The organism is Lacticaseibacillus sp. 866-1, from assembly GCF_016861825.1.
Taxonomy (GTDB): Bacteria; Bacillota; Bacilli; order Lactobacillales; family Lactobacillaceae; genus Lacticaseibacillus.
In genome coordinates, this window is sequence record NZ_BOLU01000020.1 from 1 (window position 1) to 17,898 (window position 17,898).

The 17,898-nt window shown below is 57.5% G+C and carries 20 protein-coding genes and 1 riboswitch; of the genes, 15 read left to right on the plus strand and 5 right to left on the minus strand.

Annotation, left to right across the window (positions count from 1 at the left end; all coding sequences use genetic code 11):
• Nucleotides 1-144: 144 nt before the first annotated feature.
• The gene (locus JUE30_RS07345; protein WP_203624289.1) at nucleotides 145-1,809 is read right to left on the minus strand and encodes an ABC transporter ATP-binding protein; all 1,665 of its coding nucleotides are present in this window, start codon (nucleotides 1,807-1,809) and stop codon (nucleotides 145-147) included.
• A gap of 170 nt (nucleotides 1,810-1,979) precedes the next feature.
• Here JUE30_RS07345 and dnaX point away from each other — a divergent pair, with 170 nt between their 5' ends.
• From dnaX to JUE30_RS07395, 10 genes are all read left to right on the plus strand, one after another.
• Nucleotides 1,980-3,659, plus strand: a complete 1,680-nt coding sequence (gene dnaX, locus JUE30_RS07350) for a DNA polymerase III subunit gamma/tau (protein ID WP_203624290.1) — start codon at nucleotides 1,980-1,982, stop codon at nucleotides 3,657-3,659.
• Nucleotides 3,660-3,676: 17 nt separating this feature from the next.
• Entirely contained in the window at nucleotides 3,677-3,982 is a 306-nt protein-coding gene (locus tag JUE30_RS07355; protein WP_125755896.1) for a YbaB/EbfC family nucleoid-associated protein, read from the plus strand.
• 8 nt (nucleotides 3,983-3,990) lie between these two features.
• Entirely contained in the window at nucleotides 3,991-4,590 is a 600-nt protein-coding gene (gene recR / locus JUE30_RS07360) for a recombination mediator RecR (RefSeq protein ID WP_203624291.1), read from the plus strand.
• Between the two features lie 12 nt (nucleotides 4,591-4,602).
• Nucleotides 4,603-4,863, plus strand: a complete 261-nt coding sequence (locus JUE30_RS07365) for a YaaL family protein (RefSeq protein ID WP_203624292.1) — start codon at nucleotides 4,603-4,605, stop codon at nucleotides 4,861-4,863.
• 109 nt (nucleotides 4,864-4,972) lie between these two features.
• Entirely contained in the window at nucleotides 4,973-5,617 is a 645-nt protein-coding gene (tmk, locus tag JUE30_RS07370; RefSeq protein WP_203624293.1) for a dTMP kinase, read from the plus strand.
• A gap of 48 nt (nucleotides 5,618-5,665) precedes the next feature.
• Entirely contained in the window at nucleotides 5,666-5,995 is a 330-nt protein-coding gene (locus JUE30_RS07375; RefSeq protein WP_125755775.1) for a cyclic-di-AMP receptor, read from the plus strand.
• Nucleotides 5,995-6,969: a DNA polymerase III subunit delta' gene (holB, locus tag JUE30_RS07380; RefSeq protein WP_203624294.1), complete on the plus strand. Its 975-nt coding sequence runs from the start codon at nucleotides 5,995-5,997 to the stop codon at nucleotides 6,967-6,969. The genes JUE30_RS07375 and holB overlap by 1 nt, the downstream gene beginning before the upstream one ends.
• Nucleotides 6,970-6,973: 4 nt before the next feature.
• Nucleotides 6,974-7,309, plus strand: a complete 336-nt coding sequence (locus JUE30_RS07385; RefSeq protein ID WP_203624295.1) for a DNA replication initiation control protein YabA — start codon at nucleotides 6,974-6,976, stop codon at nucleotides 7,307-7,309.
• Nucleotides 7,309-8,178 (plus strand): 16S rRNA (cytidine(1402)-2'-O)-methyltransferase, encoded by an 870-nt coding sequence (rsmI, locus tag JUE30_RS07390; RefSeq protein WP_239061379.1) that lies wholly within the window; start codon nucleotides 7,309-7,311, stop codon nucleotides 8,176-8,178. Before JUE30_RS07385 ends, rsmI begins: the two co-directional genes overlap by 1 nt.
• Nucleotides 8,175-8,897 (plus strand): acyl-[acyl-carrier-protein] thioesterase, encoded by a 723-nt coding sequence (locus tag JUE30_RS07395; RefSeq protein ID WP_203624296.1) that lies wholly within the window; start codon nucleotides 8,175-8,177, stop codon nucleotides 8,895-8,897. Before rsmI ends, JUE30_RS07395 begins: the two co-directional genes overlap by 4 nt.
• Before the next feature lie 68 nt (nucleotides 8,898-8,965).
• Here JUE30_RS07395 and JUE30_RS07400 read toward each other — a convergent pair whose 3' ends face one another.
• The gene (locus tag JUE30_RS07400; protein WP_203624297.1) at nucleotides 8,966-9,616 is read right to left on the minus strand and encodes an endonuclease III domain-containing protein; all 651 of its coding nucleotides are present in this window, start codon (nucleotides 9,614-9,616) and stop codon (nucleotides 8,966-8,968) included.
• On the minus strand, nucleotides 9,603-10,571 hold the full coding sequence (locus tag JUE30_RS07405) for an asparaginase (RefSeq protein ID WP_203624298.1): 969 nt from the start codon (nucleotides 10,569-10,571) through the stop codon (nucleotides 9,603-9,605). Before JUE30_RS07405 ends, JUE30_RS07400 begins: the two co-directional genes overlap by 14 nt.
• A gap of 294 nt (nucleotides 10,572-10,865) precedes the next feature.
• Nucleotides 10,866-10,963, plus strand: a riboswitch (THF riboswitch).
• Nucleotides 10,964-10,997: 34 nt separating this feature from the next.
• Here JUE30_RS07405 and JUE30_RS07410 point away from each other — a divergent pair.
• From JUE30_RS07410 to tsaD, 4 genes are all read left to right on the plus strand, one after another.
• On the plus strand, nucleotides 10,998-11,516 hold the full coding sequence (locus JUE30_RS07410; RefSeq protein WP_203624299.1) for a folate family ECF transporter S component: 519 nt from the start codon (nucleotides 10,998-11,000) through the stop codon (nucleotides 11,514-11,516).
• Between the two features lie 834 nt (nucleotides 11,517-12,350).
• Nucleotides 12,351-13,073 (plus strand): tRNA (adenosine(37)-N6)-threonylcarbamoyltransferase complex dimerization subunit type 1 TsaB, encoded by a 723-nt coding sequence (tsaB, locus tag JUE30_RS07415; protein ID WP_203624300.1) that lies wholly within the window; start codon nucleotides 12,351-12,353, stop codon nucleotides 13,071-13,073.
• Complete coding sequence (rimI, locus tag JUE30_RS07420) at nucleotides 13,057-13,590, plus strand: ribosomal protein S18-alanine N-acetyltransferase (RefSeq protein ID WP_203624301.1); 534 nt, start codon at nucleotides 13,057-13,059, stop codon at nucleotides 13,588-13,590. Before tsaB ends, rimI begins: the two co-directional genes overlap by 17 nt.
• 12 nt (nucleotides 13,591-13,602) lie before the next feature.
• On the plus strand, nucleotides 13,603-14,625 hold the full coding sequence (gene tsaD / locus JUE30_RS07425) for a tRNA (adenosine(37)-N6)-threonylcarbamoyltransferase complex transferase subunit TsaD (protein ID WP_203624302.1): 1,023 nt from the start codon (nucleotides 13,603-13,605) through the stop codon (nucleotides 14,623-14,625).
• 73 nt (nucleotides 14,626-14,698) lie between these two features.
• On the opposite strand, the gene JUE30_RS07430 is transcribed toward tsaD, so the two are convergent.
• Nucleotides 14,699-15,256, minus strand: coding sequence for a LysE family transporter (locus JUE30_RS07430; RefSeq protein ID WP_203624303.1), 558 nt, complete (start codon nucleotides 15,254-15,256; stop codon nucleotides 14,699-14,701).
• A 133-nt stretch (nucleotides 15,257-15,389) separates the two neighbouring features.
• On the opposite strand from JUE30_RS07430, the gene JUE30_RS07435 reads away from it, so the two are divergent.
• Nucleotides 15,390-15,800, plus strand: coding sequence for a MarR family winged helix-turn-helix transcriptional regulator (locus tag JUE30_RS07435; RefSeq protein ID WP_203624304.1), 411 nt, complete (start codon nucleotides 15,390-15,392; stop codon nucleotides 15,798-15,800).
• A 67-nt stretch (nucleotides 15,801-15,867) separates the two neighbouring features.
• Here JUE30_RS07435 and JUE30_RS07440 read toward each other — a convergent pair whose 3' ends face one another.
• Nucleotides 15,868-17,811 (minus strand): ABC-F family ATP-binding cassette domain-containing protein, encoded by a 1,944-nt coding sequence (locus JUE30_RS07440; protein WP_203624305.1) that lies wholly within the window; start codon nucleotides 17,809-17,811, stop codon nucleotides 15,868-15,870.
• Nucleotides 17,812-17,898 lie beyond the last annotated feature (87 nt).

The window sequence follows — 17,898 nt, forward strand, 5'->3', positions numbered from 1 at the left end:
TACGGACACAAGGCACCAATAAAGCTACGATGAACAACAAGGCCGCCTTCACCGATATTATATCGGCGATGGCGGCTGTTTCATATCATGATTACGAGGGCAAAGCAGAGCGGCGCCCTCAGATAGTTTTCTGTGGGGGCTTCATCAATTTAGCGCCAGGTGATCAAGCGCCGATGCGACGACTGGATCGCGCTGGGTGCCGGCCGCCACGATGCGGCCGCCTTGCATGACGAAGATCCGGTCCGCCTTCTCAAACGTGGCTGCATTGTACTGGTGGGTGATCATGACAAAGCCTTGCTTCATGGCGAAAATGTCCGCCTGGAGTTGATCGGCAATCTTCGGGTCGAGGCCCGTGGTCATTTCGTCCAGCACCATGAACTGGTAGTGCCGAAGCAGCAGACGAGCCAAGGCGACGCGCTGTTTTTCCCCGCCTGAGAGCAGGGGGCTGGTCCGGTCGACCACGGTGTCCAAATCGTGTGCCGCAAGCCAGTCGCTCATTCCGGCCTGCCGCAGGGCGGCCTCAACCTGGTCATCCGCGTAATCTGTGCTGAACAGCGTGACATTATCACGCACGGTGCCGGCAAAAATATCGGCCTGCTGCTCGAGCTCGCCAATCAGGCCAAAGACGGCCGCCGGCGCTAACTGCGCGGCGGGCTGATTGCTCAGGGTGACCTGGCCGGCGGTCGGGTTCAGCTCCCCAAGCAGTAGCCGCATCAGGGTGGTTTTGCCGCTGCCACTGGCCCCGACCAGCAGGTACTTGCGGCTTGGCTCAAGCGTCAGATCGATGTTGTGCAGCACGTCTTGATAGCCGGCCTGCTGAGCCGAGATCAGCGGGCTGGTTAAAGCCAGCGCCGCGGGCGCGGTCTGAGCGGCAACCGGTCCGGCGTCTTGGGCCAAGTCGGCCAGGTGACTTGCAACCTTGCGAGCCCCGTAGAACTCCGCTAGCATCTCGGTCAGCAGTGCCATTGGCCAGTTGAAGAAGCTGGCCAGCTGGGAAAAGGCAACCAGTTGACCCAGCGTGATCTGACCCTGGCGCACAAAGTAGGCACCAACCAGCCAGGTGCCCAGATACATGACGTCACCCAGGAAATCGGACATACCGCTGGTGATTTTTTGAACTTGCTGCTCGCGTGTGGAAGTGTGCCGCACGTCCGCGCTAACCGTTTGGTGCAGGCGGCGAAACGGCGGCTGTGCGAGTGCGTGGGCGATGGTCGTAAAGCCGCTAAGCGCATCCGTGACGCGGCTGGTGTAGCGCTCAATTGCGGCAACCACATCGTCTTTGGCATGTTCAAGCGGCTTTTTGACCAAAAACGGAAAGACTAGCGCCGGCACGCTTAGCAGCACGACAGCCAAAGTGATCACCGGGTCGATCAGCAGGGTGCCAGCCGCGGCAAAGACCAACAGCATCAGCAGGTAGAAGGCACGCAGAATCACGTGAAAGTAACTGCTGGTGACAATGTCGACCTGTTTGGTGAGCTGGGTGACATAATTGCCGACCGGCTGTTGGCCAAACATATTCGGCCGCAGTGCCAGGTCATGGCGGAATAAGTCTCGCCGCAGCTCATCGCCCATGCGCAGCGGAAGCGCCTCGTTGACATACTCGCTGGCCGAATCCGTGACAGCCTGGATCACTAGGTACCCCAAAATCAGGGGGACGGCGATAGTAAAGGCGAGATTGACGCGCCCGGTGGCGATGTCGGTGATCAACTGAAGCACGTATGAGTAGGCGACCAGCACAGCTGCTGCGGCGACGCTGAGCCCGATGGATAGGACCACACGCCACGGGTGACGGGCAAAGTAATGAAACATTTTTCTCCTCCAATTCTAATCTTTCAAATCGTAGCACTTCACCAGGGGTGGGACAATGCGAAATACAGCTCAACGGCAAAGCTGTCACCTAGGCTAGCCATCCCGCTAAAATCGCCCCGCTTCGCAGCCTTCATATGTTAAACTAGAACAGTTAGAAAGGATGAGGACGCGTGGCTTATCAAGCGCTATACCGGGTCTTTCGGCCCCAGCAATTCAAAGATGTGATCGGCCAAGACGCGATCACCACAACGCTAAAAAATGCGCTGATCGAGCAGCAAACCAGCCACGCCTACCTTTTCTGTGGACCGCGCGGGACTGGGAAAACCAGCGTCGCCAAGATTTTGGCCAAGGCACTGAACTGTCGCAACCTTAAAGATGGCGAGCCGGACAACACGTGCGACCTCTGTGTCGCGATCAACAATGGCAGTCTGACGGATGTGATCGAGATCGATGCTGCTTCGAACAATGGGGTCGACGAGATCCGCGACATTCGCGACAAGGCCAAGTACGCGCCAACCGAGGGCAAGGTCAAGGTCTACATCATCGATGAAGTCCACATGCTGTCGACTGGGGCGTTCAACGCCTTGCTCAAGACGCTGGAGGAGCCACCGGCTCATGTGGTGTTCATTCTCGCCACCACTGAGCCGCAAAAAATTCCGGCCACAATTATCAGTCGGACCCAGCGTTTTGACTTTCGCCGGATTACCGCCGATGACATCGTCAAGCGGATGCAGTTCATCTTAGATGACAAGCAGATCACCTACGATGATCAGGCACTGATGGTGATTGCCAAGGCAGCGGAGGGTGGCATGCGCGATGCGCTGTCCATCCTCGACCAGGTGCTGGCGTTCGGCCAGGACCACGTCACGGTGGAAAATGCGCTGGATGTCACCGGCGGGGCGGCTGCTGTCCAGCTTGGTGAATATCTGCAGCACGTGGCGGAAAACGACACCGCAGCGGCGCTGACCACCATCGAGCAGCTGCTGGCATCCGGTAAAGATGCCGGTCGCCTGATCGACGACCTCATTGGCTACCTGCGTGACCTGCTGGTATTCCAGCAGGCGCCGGCACTGGTCAACGACACAGCCAGCGCGCTTCAGGATAGTCACTTCAAGGCTCTGGCCGAGAAGCTTCAGCCTGATCAGCTGTACCACATGATTGCGGTGCTGAACACCACGCAAGGCCAGTTGCGGCTGACGAACAGTCCCACGCTATACCTGGAAGTGGCAACGGTCCAACTTGGCCAGCCTGTACCCCAGCCCGCTGCAGTTGAATCGGCCCCGCCGGTGGCTAGCGCGGAAGTCAAGCAGCTTGAGCAGACGGTGGCTAAGCTTTCCAAGCAGCTGCAGACGCTGCAACAAGGTGCACCAGCTGCAGCGGCAGTCCCGGCTAAACCGGCCGTGCGCGTCAGCGTGAAGGTGGCCAAAGAAAAAATTTATCCGATTCTCGGTGCCGCAACGAAGAAAGATCTTGAGGCGGTCAAGGAGATTTGGCCAGACCTCCTGTCGATGCTCTCGGTTCCGGATCAGGCGATGATGAAAATTTCAAAGCCAGTCGCGGCTAGCCCGACCGGTGTGATCGTCAGTTTTGCCTACGACATTCTGATCGAACGGGCCAACAGCGATACCGCGTTGATGACCGCGCTTGCGGATGACCTCGGCAAGCTGATGGGCGGCCCGCGCCAGGTCGTGCTGGTGCAGGAGAAGCAGTGGCCTGCGGTGCGCAAACAGTACTTGGACGAGCACGGCGCGCCGAAGGCTAAGTCAGCGCCGCAGGAAGAGTCTCCGGTGGTCAAGCCGATCACCGACTTATTCGGTAAAGAACCCAATATTACAGTCAAAAATGACTAGAAAGCGTGATTGATATGATGCGTGGCGGCAATATGGCAGGCATGATGAAACAGATGCAAAAGCTGCAAAAGGAAATGACTCAGGCCCAAGAAGAGCTGAACAACAGCGAATTCACGGCGACTTCGGCCTCAGACATGGTCACCGTGACCCTTGCCGGGGATAAGACCCTTAAGGACATTCAAATCAAGCCCGAGGCCATCGACCCTGACGACCCTGACATGCTTCAGGATTTGATCATTGAAGCGATGAATGCAGGCCTGAAACAAGTCGATGACGCAACCAAGCAGAAGATGGGTAAGTACACCCAGGGTCTGCCGCGCTAGGAGGCACCATGCAATATCCACAACCGATTGAAAAGCTGATCGACAGCTACATGAAATTACCCGGCATTGGTAGTAAAACCGCGACCAGGCTAGCGTTTTACACCATCGACATGAATAAGGACGACGTGACCAGTTTTGCCTCCGCGCTGACGGCGGCCAAGACGCAGCTGCACTACTGCAGCATCTGCGGCAATATCACCGACGACGACCCTTGCGAGATCTGCCAAGATAAAAGTCGCGACCAAAGTACGATCTTGGTTGTGGAGCAGCCCAAGGACGTGATGAGCATTGACCGCACCAACGATTACCATGGGCTCTACCACGTGCTGCATGGCGTCTTGAGCCCGATCGAAGGCAAGGGGCCGGAAGACTTGAACATCGAAAGTCTGATCAAGCGTCTTCAGGACCACCCCGAGGTCAAAGAAGTCATTGTGGCCACCAACGCGACCCCTGAAGGCGAATCGACTGCCCAGTACCTGGCCCGGCTGATCAAGCCGGCCAAAATCAAGGTCACCCGGCTGGCCCATGGCCTGGCGGTGGGCTCAGACATTGAGTACGCCGACCAGATGACCCTGCTGAAGGCGGTTGAGGGTCGGACAGAACTATAAGGAGGCGGCGCCATGTTTTTTGGCAAAAAAAAGCCCAGCATTAAGGACGCGGCAGACATGCAGCTGATGGATGAAATCTATCGGGTGCGCGACCGCATGGCCAGTCAGCGCAAACTTGTCGGGTCGTTTCGCGAAGTCGACGAGGTGACCAAGGCGCAGCTGGATCTGCAGGCGGCACTGTTTGACTTTTTGCATCGCGAGGCCCGGGAGCGGCAGGTCCCCGGCCGCTTGGTCGAGCAAATGGCTGCACGCTATCTTGAAGAAAATCAGTAAGGCCTTCGCTGCGGCGAGGTCTTTTTATTTGGAAGCAACCGGTGATGGTTTAATTCGCTCGACTTTTCAAGTAAACTAGAACCATTAACAGATGAAAGAGTTGAAGGCAGTGGCAGGCAGATTCATTACGTTCGAAGGCCCGGATGGGGCAGGCAAGACCAGTGTGCTGAACGCGCTGATCCCAATTATTGAAAAGCACGTGGCCATGCCCGTGCGACTGACCCGCGAGCCCGGCGGGGCCGAGATCTCGGAGAAAATTCGCAGCCTGATCCTCGATCCGGCGAACACCGCGATGGACGCGCGGACCGAAGCGCTGCTGTATGCGGCCTCACGCAGGCAGCACTTGGTCGAAGTCATTGACCCCGCGCTGGCCGCTGGGGACATGGTGATCTGCGACCGCTTTGTCGATTCCTCAGTGGCCTATCAAGGCGGGGGGCGCCAAATTGGTGAGGCGGCCGTGCTGGCGATGAACCAGTTTGCCACCGATGGGCAGGCGCCGGAGCTGACGCTTTATCTCGACATCGAAAGCGCGGCCGGCTTGGCCCGCATTCAGGCGCATCGCCAGTCGCGGCAGTATGACCGGTTGGACCAGGAAAGCCTGACCTTCCATCAGCGAGTGCGCGCGGCATACCTGCGCTTGGCACAAGCGGAGCCAACGCGGATCAAAACCATCGACGCCAGCCAAGCGTTGCCGCAGGTCGTGGCCGATTGCACCCAAGTGTTAGCTGCTCACTTAGGGCCCGCTTGGCAGTAAACTAGTCATAAAGCAGGATTTGACAGCCGAAAACAGGGGGAAAAGCATATGAAGTTGATTATGGCCATCGTTCAAGATAAGGATTCGAACCTGTTGTCCAGCGAGTTCATCGACGCGAACGTGCGGGCAACTAAGCTGAGCTCCACTGGCGGCTTCTTGAAGTCCGGGAACACCACCTTCATCATCGGGGTGGAAGACGAGCGAGTGGATGAGGTGCTGCAGATCATCAAAGAATCTGCGCAGACCCGCCGTCAGTTCATGACCCCGCCGGTCAACCTGGATGCCACCTCCGATTCCTCAATGGCGTACCCCGTTGAGGTTCAAGTCGGCGGCGCCACCGTGTTCGTGCTGCCAGTTGACGCGTTCCACCAGTTCTGATGAACACGATTGAACAACTGCAGCCGACGCTGGTGCGCCAGTTCAGCCAGATCATCGGCGCCGGTAACCTGAGTGCCGCCTATATTTTTGCCGGGGCGGCTGGGACCGGTAAGGCGGCGCTCGCGCAGTGGCTTGCGATGCGCCTCTTTTGTCAAAACGTCCAAGCTGGCCGGCCCTGCGGAGAGTGCGCCGAGTGCCAGCGGGTCTTGTCTGGCAACCATCCGGATGTGGTTTGGCTGAACCCTGAGGCTAAAAGCATCAAGGTCGACGACGTGCGCGCAATGCGGCAGGAAATGAGCAAAACCGGGGTCGAAGGCAACCGCCGCGTCTTTGTAATCGAAGGGGCAGAGCGGCTGACAGCCGGCGCCGAAAATAGTTTGTTGAAGTATTATGAGGAGCCAGTGCCGGGGATGACCATTATCCTGACAACCACGGCCAAAAATCAGCTGCTGCCGACGATCCGCTCGCGGGCGCAGGTGATCAATTTTCCCAAGCCGCCGGCCGCAAGCGTTCAAGAAGCGCTCACCGGCAAGGGCGCAGATGCGCGGCTGGCGGCAGTGGCGTCGAACCTGACCGCCGATGTCGCGGCCGCCTCGGCGCTGATTAACGATGAATCGTTTGATAAACGCGTGACGGCAGTGCTGCAGCTGGTTTCACAGCTGGGTAAAAATGACGCCACGGCGTTTGTCGCTGTGCAAACGACACTGGTGCCACTGGCGAAGACGCTCCCGGAGCAAACCCAGACGCTGGCCCTGCTGGGGCTGGCCTACGCCGATGCGCTGAATCAGCACTACCACGTGCAGGCGCCGCGCACCTACGGCAATGACCTGGCGATCCTTGCGCTGGCCGAACAGCCGGGGTCGCGGCTGAGCACTGGCCTGGCGGCGGTTTTGACTGCGGAGATCCGCCTGGGCCAAAACGTGTCGTTCCAATCGGCAGTCGAGGCCTTGGTGCTGCAACTTTTAGAAGGGTGATTTTGTGGAGAAAAAAGATCTGTACGACAACTTCATTCAACTGGAGCATGATGCTCAGGCGCTGCTCACGCGCGTGACCGGGCTTAAAGCCGATATGGCCAAGGCCTTAGAGCGCAATGCGGAGCTGGAAATGGAAAACAAGCATCTGCGCGAGCACCTCGAAGCACTTGACGACGCCCATGCGGAGTCGACCGGTGCCACTGAGCTGACCAAGTCCAAGGCCAACCTGGAAAGCTTGTACAACGAAGGGTTTCACGTTTGTCCTTACATGTATGGGCAGCGCCGCGTGGACGATGAGCCGTGCGCCTTTTGTCTCGACGTCATTTATGGTGAGCGCTAATGACGGCCCGGCAGATGTCCAGTTTTGCCAGCCACGACACCGGCACCTTGTACCTGGTGCCGACGCCCATCGGCAATCTCGATGATATGACGTTTCGGGCGGTCAAAACCCTCAAGGCTGTGGACTTGATTGCGGCCGAAGACACGCGCAACACGCAGAAGCTGCTCAATCATTTTGAGATCGAAACCAAGCAGATCAGCTTTCACGAGCACAACACCCAGGCGCGGATTCCCGAGCTGCTCGCGCGCCTTGAACAGGGCGAGTCGATCGCTCAGGTGTCGGATGCGGGGATGCCATCGATTTCCGATCCCGGCAAGGAGCTCGTCAAAGCGGCCATTGAGGCGGGTATTCCGGTGGTGCCGCTTCCTGGGGCCAACGCCGCCCTGACGGCGCTGATCGCCAGCGGCATCGAACCACAACCATTCATGTTTTACGGGTTCTTGCCACGCAAGGCCAGCGAGCAGAAGGCGGCGCTGACCGCCCTTGCCGAGGAGCCTCAGGCAGTCATTTTCTACGAGTCGCCGTATCGGGTGGCTAAAACGCTGACGACCATTCGCGACATTTTTGGCGAGCGCCAAGCGGTCTTGGCCCGGGAGCTGACCAAAAAGTTTGAGGAATTCATCCGCGGCAGCTTGTCTGAGCTTATTGACTACGCCAGTGGCAGCGCGCGCGGCGAGTTCGTTATTCTTGTTGCGCCGGGAGAGAAAAAGGCCAAGGTGCCAAGTGATGTGCCGGTCGCCACGCAGGTGCAGACACGCATTGACGCTGGCGCGCGGCCCAATGACGCGATCAAGGCGGTCGCCAAGGAAAACGGGCTGAAGCGGCAACAGGTCTACAATGCGTTTCACGGTATTCAGGAGGAATCATGATATACAAAGAGGAACTGACGGTGCCTTTTTTCTTGGGCACGCAAACTGGCACGTTGAGCTTGGCCAACATGGCCAACATCATGCTGCTGGTGTCTGAGAATCAGCTGGATCAAGTCGATGCCGGCATTGCTGGGCTGGCCAAGCACGGCGCCGGCTGGGTGATCACCCAGTACCACATCGACGTGACGCGCATGCCGAAAATCGACGAGCACCTGGTTGCCGGCACCGAGGCCACCTCTTACAATAAGCTGATGACCTATCGTGAGTACTGGCTCGAAGATGATGCGGGCCAGCGCCTGGTGACGATGCGCGGCGCATGGGTGATGATGGATCTGGAAAAACGCAAGATCATTCCCATCATTCCGGAATTTGCGGAAAAAGTCGGCGCGCAGTTCAACAGCAAGGTCGAGCGCTTCCCGCGGCTGGCTAAGCAAGGCGAGTTTGACACCACCGTGCCTTACCGGGTGCGGTACTTCGATATCGACGGCAACGGCCACGTCAACAATGCGCACTACATGGAGTGGATGGAAGACGTCTTAGGCGAAGACTTTCTTCTCACGCACCGGCTCGTCGAAGCCGACATCAAGTACGCGCGGGAAGTTGCCTATGGTACCACCGTTGACTCAGCGGTTCGCATTGAAGGCGACACCTCGTATCATCTGATTTCAACCGCCGGCGTAGCCAACGCTGAGGCAAAGCTGCGCTGGGCGAAAAAGTAGGCCAGTCGCGACTTGATGGCAAAAAAATTAGCAGTCGGGTGCACAACCTTGTGCACCCGACTGCTATTTTATTGGACCAGCACCAGTTTCATGCCGGCCAGCGGGCTGTCATCAAAATTTTCTTTCTGCTTAACGGTTTTGCCAAAATTGTCGATCAGGCCGTGGAACTCCTGGGCATCTTTCAGCGTCCAATCCGCGACTTCAGGTAGCCGACGGTAAAGCTGCTGGTACGTGTTGGCCGGGGCACCGAGCCAGCCGAACAGGCGCCTTGAGTAGTTGTCAGCGATGAAGGTAGGCTGGTCAAACACATACAGGCGCAGCGCGTCAGCCGTTTCCTGACCGATGCCGGGAAGGGCGAGCAGGTGCTGGCGCAAGTCTGCCGCCGGCGTCTTGCCAATGGCGTCCAGATCAAAGCGACGGGCTTGCAGCCAGGCCATGAGCGCCACCAGCGCACGGCTTTTGTTTTGATAGAACCCGCTGGGTCGAATCAACGGGATCAGGTCCGCCTGCGAAAGTGCGGCGAGGCTTGCCGGCGCAAAGTGAGTGGCCGCATGCAGGTTGGCCAGACTGCGATCGACGTTGCGCCAATTAGTGTTTTGTACCAAAATGGCGCCAACTGCGATCTCCAGTTTAGAATCCGCTGGCCACCAGCCTGATGGCCCCAGCAATGCGGCTAAACGCTGATACAGCGTCCAAGGGGTGAGCTCAGCTGACGGCATTGTTCACGTACTCAGCCAGAGCCTGGCCATTCAGCCCTGAAGACAAACCGACAATCAGCTTGATGCGCGCCTTTTGCCCGTTCAGCCCTTGGCAGAAGGTGACGCCCATCTGTTTGAGGCCCACGCCGCCGCCTTCGTAATCGTAAATGTCCTCAGCCATGCCGTTGAAGCACCGCGACACCAGCACGACGGGCACACCGCGAGCCAGCAGGCGCTGCAAGGCCGGCAAGGTCGCAGGCGGCAGGTTGCCGGCCCCAAGCGCTTCGATTACCAGGCCGGAGGTTGCTTTTGGCAAGGCGTCAAATAAGGTGCCATCCATGCCGGCGTAAGCCTTGATCAGATAGACGTTGGGCACCACGTGATCGATTGGCGCCATGCCTTTTTGCAGGAGCTTTTCAAAAAAGCGGGGCCCGTTTTTGGTGACTAGGCCGATGGGGCCAAACGACGGCGTGCGAAACGTCGAGACGTTGGTCGTGTGGGTCTTGGTGACAAACCGCGCCGTGTGGATCTCGTCGTTCATGACCACCAGGCAGCCCATCCCGCGCGCCTGGTCGCTGGCGGCTACGCGCACCGCACTGAGAAAGTTGTAATTACCATCGGCGCCGATTTCATTGCTGGAGCGCATGGCACCGGTCACCACCACGGGGATGGTGGAAGGGGTCGTGAGGTCCAGGAAAAAGGCGGTTTCCTCTAGGGTGTCCGTGCCATGGGTGACCACGACGCCGTCAATGCCGTCGACTTCCGCCTGCCGAATGCGCTGGCTGAGGGCCAGCATTTTCTCCGGCGTGACGTGCGGGGAAGGCAGGTTGAAAATCTCCTCGGATGAGACGGTGATGTCTTTGAGCTGAGCAGGGACGGCCATCATCGGGTTGTTAGTGCTAGGCACCACATCACCGGCGTCATTTTCGGTCATCGAGATCGTGCCGCCGGTGTGTAAAGCAAGAATATGTTTCATGAGCTGCCTCCTAGAATGATTAGTTTTAGCTTAGTGGGCGGGCCGCGGGAATGCAAGCCACGACCCAGACAAAAAAACACCGCCAGGGCAGGCGGTGTTCTTGCCTCTGGGCGGAGGCTGTAACGCTAGGTTACAAGAAACAATGATACGACCAGCCGGTTAAAAGTGCTTTGGTGGCGGAGAGGAAAGTGTGAAGAGTTCGCTGTGAGTCTTCTCATCTCGAGCGCCAAGTGAAGCTTCGAACGTTGTTGCAATTTTCTGCAAACGGTCTAGACTTATGCTCGTACCACTAATCTAGGAGTAGGCATCAACGCGTTAAGTGCCACCGGAACGGAATGTGAACGGTGGACGAAGGCCATGTGGGCCGCGGTGTTGACGCCGCATTCGCCTGATCGTTAGGCGTCTCCAACAAAGGAGATTGTCACTATGGAAGTATTATCTTTTTCTGGCCCCAAGATGAAAACGACGCGCACCGTCGTTTTGATGGGTCTTTTTTTGGCGATGGATATCGTCTTGCAGCGGTTCTCGTTTGGGCCGGCGTTTCTGAAGTTTGGGGTCGGCTTTTTCGCCACCGCGCTGATGGGCTATTACTTGGGCCCGTGGGTAGCGGCGGTCGATGCCGCCATGGCTGACCAAGTCGGCGTGCTGCTGGCTGGGGGACCCAACATCCCGCTGTACACGATTAGCGCAGCGGTTGCGGCGTTCATCTACGGGGCATTTTTCCACAATCACAAGGTCACGCTCTGGCGTGTGCTCGCACCGGTGGCCATCGTGCTGATTTTTGTCAATATTGGCCTGGGCACCTGGTGGCTGGCACTGACGGGGTTCAAGTGGCAGGTGATTCTGCCAACCCGTGCCGTCAAGAATCTGATCATGATCCCGATCCAGACGGCGCTGACCTACGCGGCGTTACGCGCGGTGGAGCGGATCCGACCGCGCCTATAACTGTCAATTGGCAAAGCGCTCATGGTGAGCGCTTTTTTGTGCCAAGATAAGGATTGTCCTGAGGCGCAAAACAGGTTACCATAAGGCTGTATATACGAGTAAGGTTTTTTAAAAAGTGATTGGCCAATCCACTTGATGAGTTTCACGGGGCACGACTTGCACATTAGTAACATGGCAAGGCGGCAATGATTCTTATTCAACGAATGGCCATTTTTTGTCCCTCGATTAGTGCCGCAGGACTCGGGGAGGGGTGCTGCAGAACTTGTCGTTAAGGCGTGAACTGACTCTGAGCAGAGCCGGTTTGCGCCTTTTGTGATGGCTCTAAAAAGGCCAGAAACCCCGGGAAACCGCATCCTGGACTAGCCCTTGGCGAAGTTGAAAATATTTTGCCAAAAATCATTGACAGCGGTTGCATTGCGTGCTACCTTTATATCGGATGATGGGAGGGCGAGGCAGGTACCGTCTCGTCAGATTCACCCGGAAACTCCCTGGCGATCCGACCTGAACCTTGGGGTTGCCAGGCACGTTGAGCCTTCCGATCGGTTTGGCGATGAAGACCATGTGAAGAGCATGGGGTCCTTACAGGACGCGTGAGGGATGCTGCTATCACTTTCCTAACTTAATAAAGCGACTGGCCCTGGTGACAGTGGTTGGGATAGCAGGCAGGGGCAACTCTGCAATAAAAAGCCACCGGGGCAACCACGGTGGCAAGGGACACCATTTCGCAAGAGGTGGTGCCCTTTGCGTGCTTCAGGGATGAGCACACACGCCCTTGGGTTGGCAAATGGCCATTCAATGGTAGAATAAAGACCGACTAGAAACGGGGGCACGGCAATGAAGATCCTAGCGATGGACACGTCCAATCAGGCGATGAGTGTCGCGGTGATGGCGGACGGCCAACTGCTGGCGACATCGACAATCAATCACAAGAAGACCCACAGTGAGCAACTCCTGCCAACAATCGACCGTTTGGTGACAGTCAGCGGCCTGACCCCTGCTGAATTGGATCGGGTGGTCGTGGCAGACGGTCCCGGTTCTTACACCGGGGTGCGCATCGCGGTCACGACGGCCAAAACGCTGGCAGATACGCTCAGCCTTGAACTGGTTGGGGTCTCGAGCCTGGCGGCGCTGGCAGCTGGGGCGGTCGGCACCACCAACTTAATTGTGCCGATCATGGACGCCCGGCGGCAAAACGTGTTTGCTGGGGTCTACCAGTGGCTTGATGGTGAGCTGATCAACGTGGTTGAGGACCGGCACTTGGCGCTGACACAGCTGCTCGAAGAGCTTAAGCTGCTGCGGCAGCCGAGCACGTTCGTTGGCAGTGATGTGGCTAAGTTTACTGAGCCAATCAAGGCCACACTTGGGGCCTCGGCGCATTTTGTCGATGCACTGGCCAACTTGCCGCAAGCGGGACGCTTGGCACTGCTTGGCGCGCGGCGCACGCCGGTTGACGTGACCACTTTTGTGCCGCGCTACCTGCGGCTCACTGAGGCGGAGACGAATTGGCTCAAGACGCATGACGATAAGGGGCACGCACCTTATGTTCAGAAAGTTTAAGCAGTGGTTTGACCGTGAACCGCCCGTTGAGCTGGCTTTTCCCGCGCAGTCCTTGCGGGTCGGTGAAAGCACGTATCAGCTGCGCCGGATGACCAATGATGACATCGATGCGGCCCTGGTCATGGAAAAGGCAATCTACCATGACACACCTTGGGACCGGATCGCGTTTATCTCTGAGCTGCGCAAGACACAACGCTCACTTTATTTAGTGTTGTTTGATGAAGACGTGTTGGCCGCGTTCATTGGTTGCTGGTTCGGCAAAGACGAGGCACACATCACTAACATCGCGGTGGCTCCCTTGTATCAAGGACAGGGCATCGGTGAGGCGCTGATGCGGCTCATGATCGATAAGGCGTATGACCTTGGCACCAGTGAAATCACGCTGGAGGTACGGACGGACAACGCGGTGGCGCAACACCTGTATCACAAGTTAGGGTTTCAGGATGGCGAGATTCGTCGTGGCTATTACGTCAGCACGCATGCCGACGCAATGGACATGCGCAAACCGTTGGAATAGAAAGGATAAGTCATGACAAAGCGCGAATTGATCTTAGCATTTGAAAGCAGCTGCGATGAAACCTCCGTGGCCGTGATCGAAGACGGCACCAAGATCCTCAGCAACATTATTGCCACGCAGATCAACTCGCACAAGCGCTTCGGCGGGGTCGTACCGGAAGTGGCCAGCCGCCATCACGTGGAGCAGATTACCGATTGCATTGATTTGGCGCTGAATGAAGCCAATGTCGATTATTCAGACCTGACCGCCGTGGCTGTGACTTACGGTCCGGGCCTGGTCGGGTCGCTGCTGATCGGCGTGACCGCTGCCAAAACGGTGGCGTACGCCCACCAGCTGCCGCTGATTCCGGTCAATCACATGGCGGGGCACATCTACGCTGCACGGTTCGTTAAGCCTCTGCAGTACCCGCTGCTGGCATTGATGGTGTCCGGCGGGCACACGGAGCTGGTCACGCTGACTGCCCCTGGCGAGTTTCACATCATCGGGGAGACGCGCGACGATGCGGCCGGTGAAGCTTACGACAAAATCGGCCGGGTGCTTGGCATCACCTATCCGGCTGGTAAGGAAGTCGATCGCCTGGCACACTTGGGTCATGACACTTTCCATTTTCCCCGCGCCATGGACGGTGAGGACAACCTCGACTTTTCTTTCAGTGGGCTGAAGTCTGCGTTCATCAACACGGTGCACCACGCCGACCAGATTGGCGAGCAGTTGAGCCGTGAAGATCTGGCTGCGAGTTTTCAGGCGGCGGTCGTTGACGTGCTGGTGGATAAAACCGTGCAGGCGCTACACCAGCACCCAGTTGATCAACTGGTGGTCGCCGGCGGAGTCGCCGCGAATCAGGGCCTGCGCGAGGCGATGACCGCGCGGCTGGCCAAAGAGTTTCCCAACATCGACGTGATTATCCCGCCGGTGCGCTTGACGGGCGACAACGCGGCGATGATCGGCGCGGCGGCGCACATTGAGCTCGCCAAGCACCACTTTGCCGACGAGACGCTAAACGCAGTACCAAACTTGAACTTTCAGCACGCTTAAGCATGACAAATCATCAACAAGACCACGTTGCAACCGGACGAGTGTCCCAGGCTGCAATGTGGTTTTATTTGTCTCACCGCCACAGATCGATCGCCGAAAAAATCAGTAAAGCACCGACAATCAGGTTAATGCCGTGAAAGTGGCGGTGGTAGAAGCGGTTGATCAGCTGGCCGCCCAGCGTCCAGGTCAGCGTGCCCAAAGCCCCCAGCGCGACCATCAAGGTCCAGCGCAGGGTGATCGCCGATAGAGCTCCGGTCAGGCTGAAGGCTCCTAGCCCGGTGATAAAGTACAAGTAGCATTTAATGTTGGTGAATTGAAGCAACAGTCCAGTGGTAAAACTGGCCGTGCTGGCGCTGTTGTCGTCGGGGCGACTGATCATGACATGGTAGGCCAAGTAGACGAGATAGGCCGAGCCAATTACTTTCATTACGGTGATAAAGGTCGGTGCACGCTGAAGCCAGTCAGCAAACAGCCCGGCGGCGATGCCAATCACGCCCATACCGACCGCCATGCCGAGGTTCAAGCGCAGGCTGCGCGCGAAGCCGCGCGTTTGCCCCGAGACCATCGCCATGATGGTGTTGGGTCCTGGTGTGAAGGACATAATTAAGAGAAACGAGAGAAAAGCGAGCATAGGCGCCTCCAAATATAATTGCAAATGCAATGGGATAATGATGCTAAGCTTACTCGTTTCTAATTGCAAATACAATCAGTTATCAGTTTCATTTGGCGAGTAAGGCCGGTATACTTAAGCGGGAGGCGAGCTGATGTTTGATGTGATTCGAGAAATTGGGGCCATCACGCGCCTGATTCAAACCAAAAGCAACGCTGAGTTTCGGGGGTTGGGCCTAGGCAACAACGCGTTTATTTACGTCATTCGCGCCTGTGAGCAACCCGGTATGTTCATGGGTGAGCTGGCCGATTCGGTCCAAATCGACCGCACGACCGCCTTCCGCACGATCAAAAAAATGGTCGCGGGCGGATGGTTTGAGCTAAGAGCCGACGCGACTGATCAAAGACTGCGCCGGGTTTATCCAACCAAGAAAGCCAAGGCGGTTTATCCGCGCCTGCATGCCTTCGAACAGGCGCAGTCTGACTACCTGCTCAGCGGTTTGACGCCAAATGAGCGGACGCGGCTGACCGCGCTGGTCAAGAAGCTCAAGGTCAAAGAGCCTTAGCCAATAAAAAATCACCGATTACTCGGTGATCGAAGCCCGACGCAAAATGTCGGGCCTTTTTCTCGTTTTAGTCCTGCATGTCCTCCAGCTTGAGGCTGGCTTTCTCCCAGGCATCTTCCACCTGCTGGGAGGTTTTTTGGTTCTCGTCAAGCTGCGCCTGCAACTTTTGCATTTTGACGTAGTCGCTCAGGGCTTCTGGGGCGGCCATGGCGGTTTGAATCTGCTCGGCCTGCTTGGCGAGGTCATCAATTTGCTGTTCAAGCTTATCCACCTCGCGCTGGACCTTCCGGAGGTCGCGCTGGTTCTGCTTGCTTTGCTGGTAGTCGACCGCGGCCGCGTTGCCGGGCTTTTCTTCCGGCTGATCGCCCTTGGCCTCCGCTTTAGCGGCCTCGACTTCTTCCAGCTTTTGCTGGTAGTAGTCCCAGTTGCCCAGGTACAGGTCCGAGCTTTCCGGGCTGATGGCCACGATGCTGGTGGCCAGCTCGTTGATGAAGTACCGGTCATGTGACACGAACAGGACGGTGCCATCAAAATCGGCCAGCGCATCCTCCAAGACTTCCTTGGAGTTGATGTCCAAGTGGTTGGTCGGCTCGTCAAGGATCAGGAAGTTGTCGTGCCGCAGCGCGAGCTTAGTGAGCTCTAGCCGGGCCTTTTGGCCGCCGGATAAATCGCCGACCCGTTTTTCAATGTCTTCGGCGTCAAAGAGAAAGGCTGCCAGCGCGGAGCGGACACTTTGCTCGGTCATCGTTGGATGGTCATCCCAAATTTCGGCGATGACGGTTTTGTCCCAATGCAGCTGGTGTTGATCCTGATCGTAGTATCCAGTTTCAACGTTCGTGCCAAACCGGGCCTCGCCGGCCAGAAACGGCAGCTGGCCGAGAATGCTCTTGAGCAGGGTCGACTTGCCGACGCCGTTGGGGCCAATCACCGCGATGCGGTCGTGCTTGTTGACCTGAAAATCGATTGGGCCGGCCATCGGGGCCGCCTGGTCGTAGCCGATTGTGGCGTGCTGGACTTTCAGTACCTCGTTGCCGCTGGTTTTCTCCGCTGAAAAGTGAAAATGCACCTTCTTCTCAGTGCCGCTTGGGCGCGGCAGCCGCACCATTTTCTCCAGCTGCTTGCGGCGGGCCTGGGCCTGCTTGGTGGAGGATGCACGCACGATGTTCTTGTCGACGAACTCCTGCAGCTTAGCGATTTCTTCCTGCTGCTTGTTGTAGGCCTTCCATGCCAGCGCGTTGTTTTCCGCTTTGCGCTTCAGGTAGCCGGAATAGTTAGTGGTATAGTGCACGGCCATGGACGGGGTCAGCTCGTAAATTTCCGACACCACGTGGTCCAGAAAGTACTGGTCATGGCTGACGGTTAGGATGGCGCCGGCGTACCCCTTGAGGTAGCCTTCGAGCCAGCCGAGCGTGTCGATGTCCAAGTGGTTGGTCGGCTCATCGAGAATCAGCAGGTCGTGCTTTTCCAGTAACAGTTTGGCCAGGGCCAGGCGGGCGCGCTCGCCGCCGGACAAGGTGGCGACCTTCATGTCCCAGGTGTTCTCGGGGAAATTGAACCCGTGCAGGATCCCGCGAATTTCGGCACGATAGCCGTAGCCGTTTTGCTCCTGAAAGTCGTGCTGTAGCTGGTCGTACTGCTTCATGGTTTGGTCGAAAGCGTTCTGGTCCTTGGCCAGCCCCGGGTCGGCGATTTGCACCTCTAAGGCGTGCATGCGCGTTTCCATGGCGATCAGCGGCGCGAACACGGTCAACAGTTCATCGAAAATACCGCGCTCGGAGTCCAGTCCCGAATCCTGCGCTTGGTAGCCGATTGAGACATCGTGGGCCAGGGTGACCTGGCCGTAGTCGGGTGGGTTGAGGCCGGCGAGGATCTCCAGCAGCGTGGTTTTCCCGATGCCGTTGGGGCCGACCAGGCCGATGCGCGCACCGGTTTGCACTTCTAAGTTAATGCCCGTGAACAGGTCGAGGCCGTTGAACGTGCGGCCAACCCCTTGGGCTTGCATGATGATCATGGTGATATCTCCTTACTTTGCCCGCATGGGCGCGAATCGTCTGCAACCAGTTTACCATACCGAATCCAGCCACTCGTGAAAAAAGGT

Excerpts from the sequence above, each read along its gene's own strand:
- JUE30_RS07345 (WP_203624289.1), bottom strand. The coding sequence starts at position 1,809 with ATGTTTCATTACTTTGCCCGTCACCCGTGGCGTGTGGTCCTATCCATC.
- JUE30_RS07355 (WP_125755896.1), top strand. The coding sequence starts at position 3,677 with ATGCGTGGCGGCAATATGGCAGGCATGATGAAACAGATGCAAAAGCTG.
- recR (WP_203624291.1), top strand. The coding sequence starts at position 3,991 with ATGCAATATCCACAACCGATTGAAAAGCTGATCGACAGCTACATGAAA.
- JUE30_RS07365 (WP_203624292.1), top strand. The coding sequence starts at position 4,603 with ATGTTTTTTGGCAAAAAAAAGCCCAGCATTAAGGACGCGGCAGACATG.
- JUE30_RS07375 (WP_125755775.1), top strand. The coding sequence starts at position 5,666 with ATGAAGTTGATTATGGCCATCGTTCAAGATAAGGATTCGAACCTGTTG.
- holB (WP_203624294.1), top strand. The coding sequence starts at position 5,995 with ATGAACACGATTGAACAACTGCAGCCGACGCTGGTGCGCCAGTTCAGC.
- rsmI (WP_239061379.1), top strand. The coding sequence starts at position 7,309 with ATGACGGCCCGGCAGATGTCCAGTTTTGCCAGCCACGACACCGGCACC.
- JUE30_RS07395 (WP_203624296.1), top strand. The coding sequence starts at position 8,175 with ATGATATACAAAGAGGAACTGACGGTGCCTTTTTTCTTGGGCACGCAA.
- JUE30_RS07400 (WP_203624297.1), bottom strand. The coding sequence starts at position 9,616 with ATGCCGTCAGCTGAGCTCACCCCTTGGACGCTGTATCAGCGTTTAGCC.
- JUE30_RS07405 (WP_203624298.1), bottom strand. The coding sequence starts at position 10,571 with ATGAAACATATTCTTGCTTTACACACCGGCGGCACGATCTCGATGACC.
- JUE30_RS07410 (WP_203624299.1), top strand. The coding sequence starts at position 10,998 with ATGGAAGTATTATCTTTTTCTGGCCCCAAGATGAAAACGACGCGCACC.
- tsaB (WP_203624300.1), top strand. The coding sequence starts at position 12,351 with ATGAAGATCCTAGCGATGGACACGTCCAATCAGGCGATGAGTGTCGCG.
- rimI (WP_203624301.1), top strand. The coding sequence starts at position 13,057 with ATGTTCAGAAAGTTTAAGCAGTGGTTTGACCGTGAACCGCCCGTTGAG.
- tsaD (WP_203624302.1), top strand. The coding sequence starts at position 13,603 with ATGACAAAGCGCGAATTGATCTTAGCATTTGAAAGCAGCTGCGATGAA.
- JUE30_RS07430 (WP_203624303.1), bottom strand. The coding sequence starts at position 15,256 with ATGCTCGCTTTTCTCTCGTTTCTCTTAATTATGTCCTTCACACCAGGA.
- JUE30_RS07435 (WP_203624304.1), top strand. The coding sequence starts at position 15,390 with ATGTTTGATGTGATTCGAGAAATTGGGGCCATCACGCGCCTGATTCAA.
- JUE30_RS07440 (WP_203624305.1), bottom strand. The coding sequence starts at position 17,811 with ATGATCATCATGCAAGCCCAAGGGGTTGGCCGCACGTTCAACGGCCTC.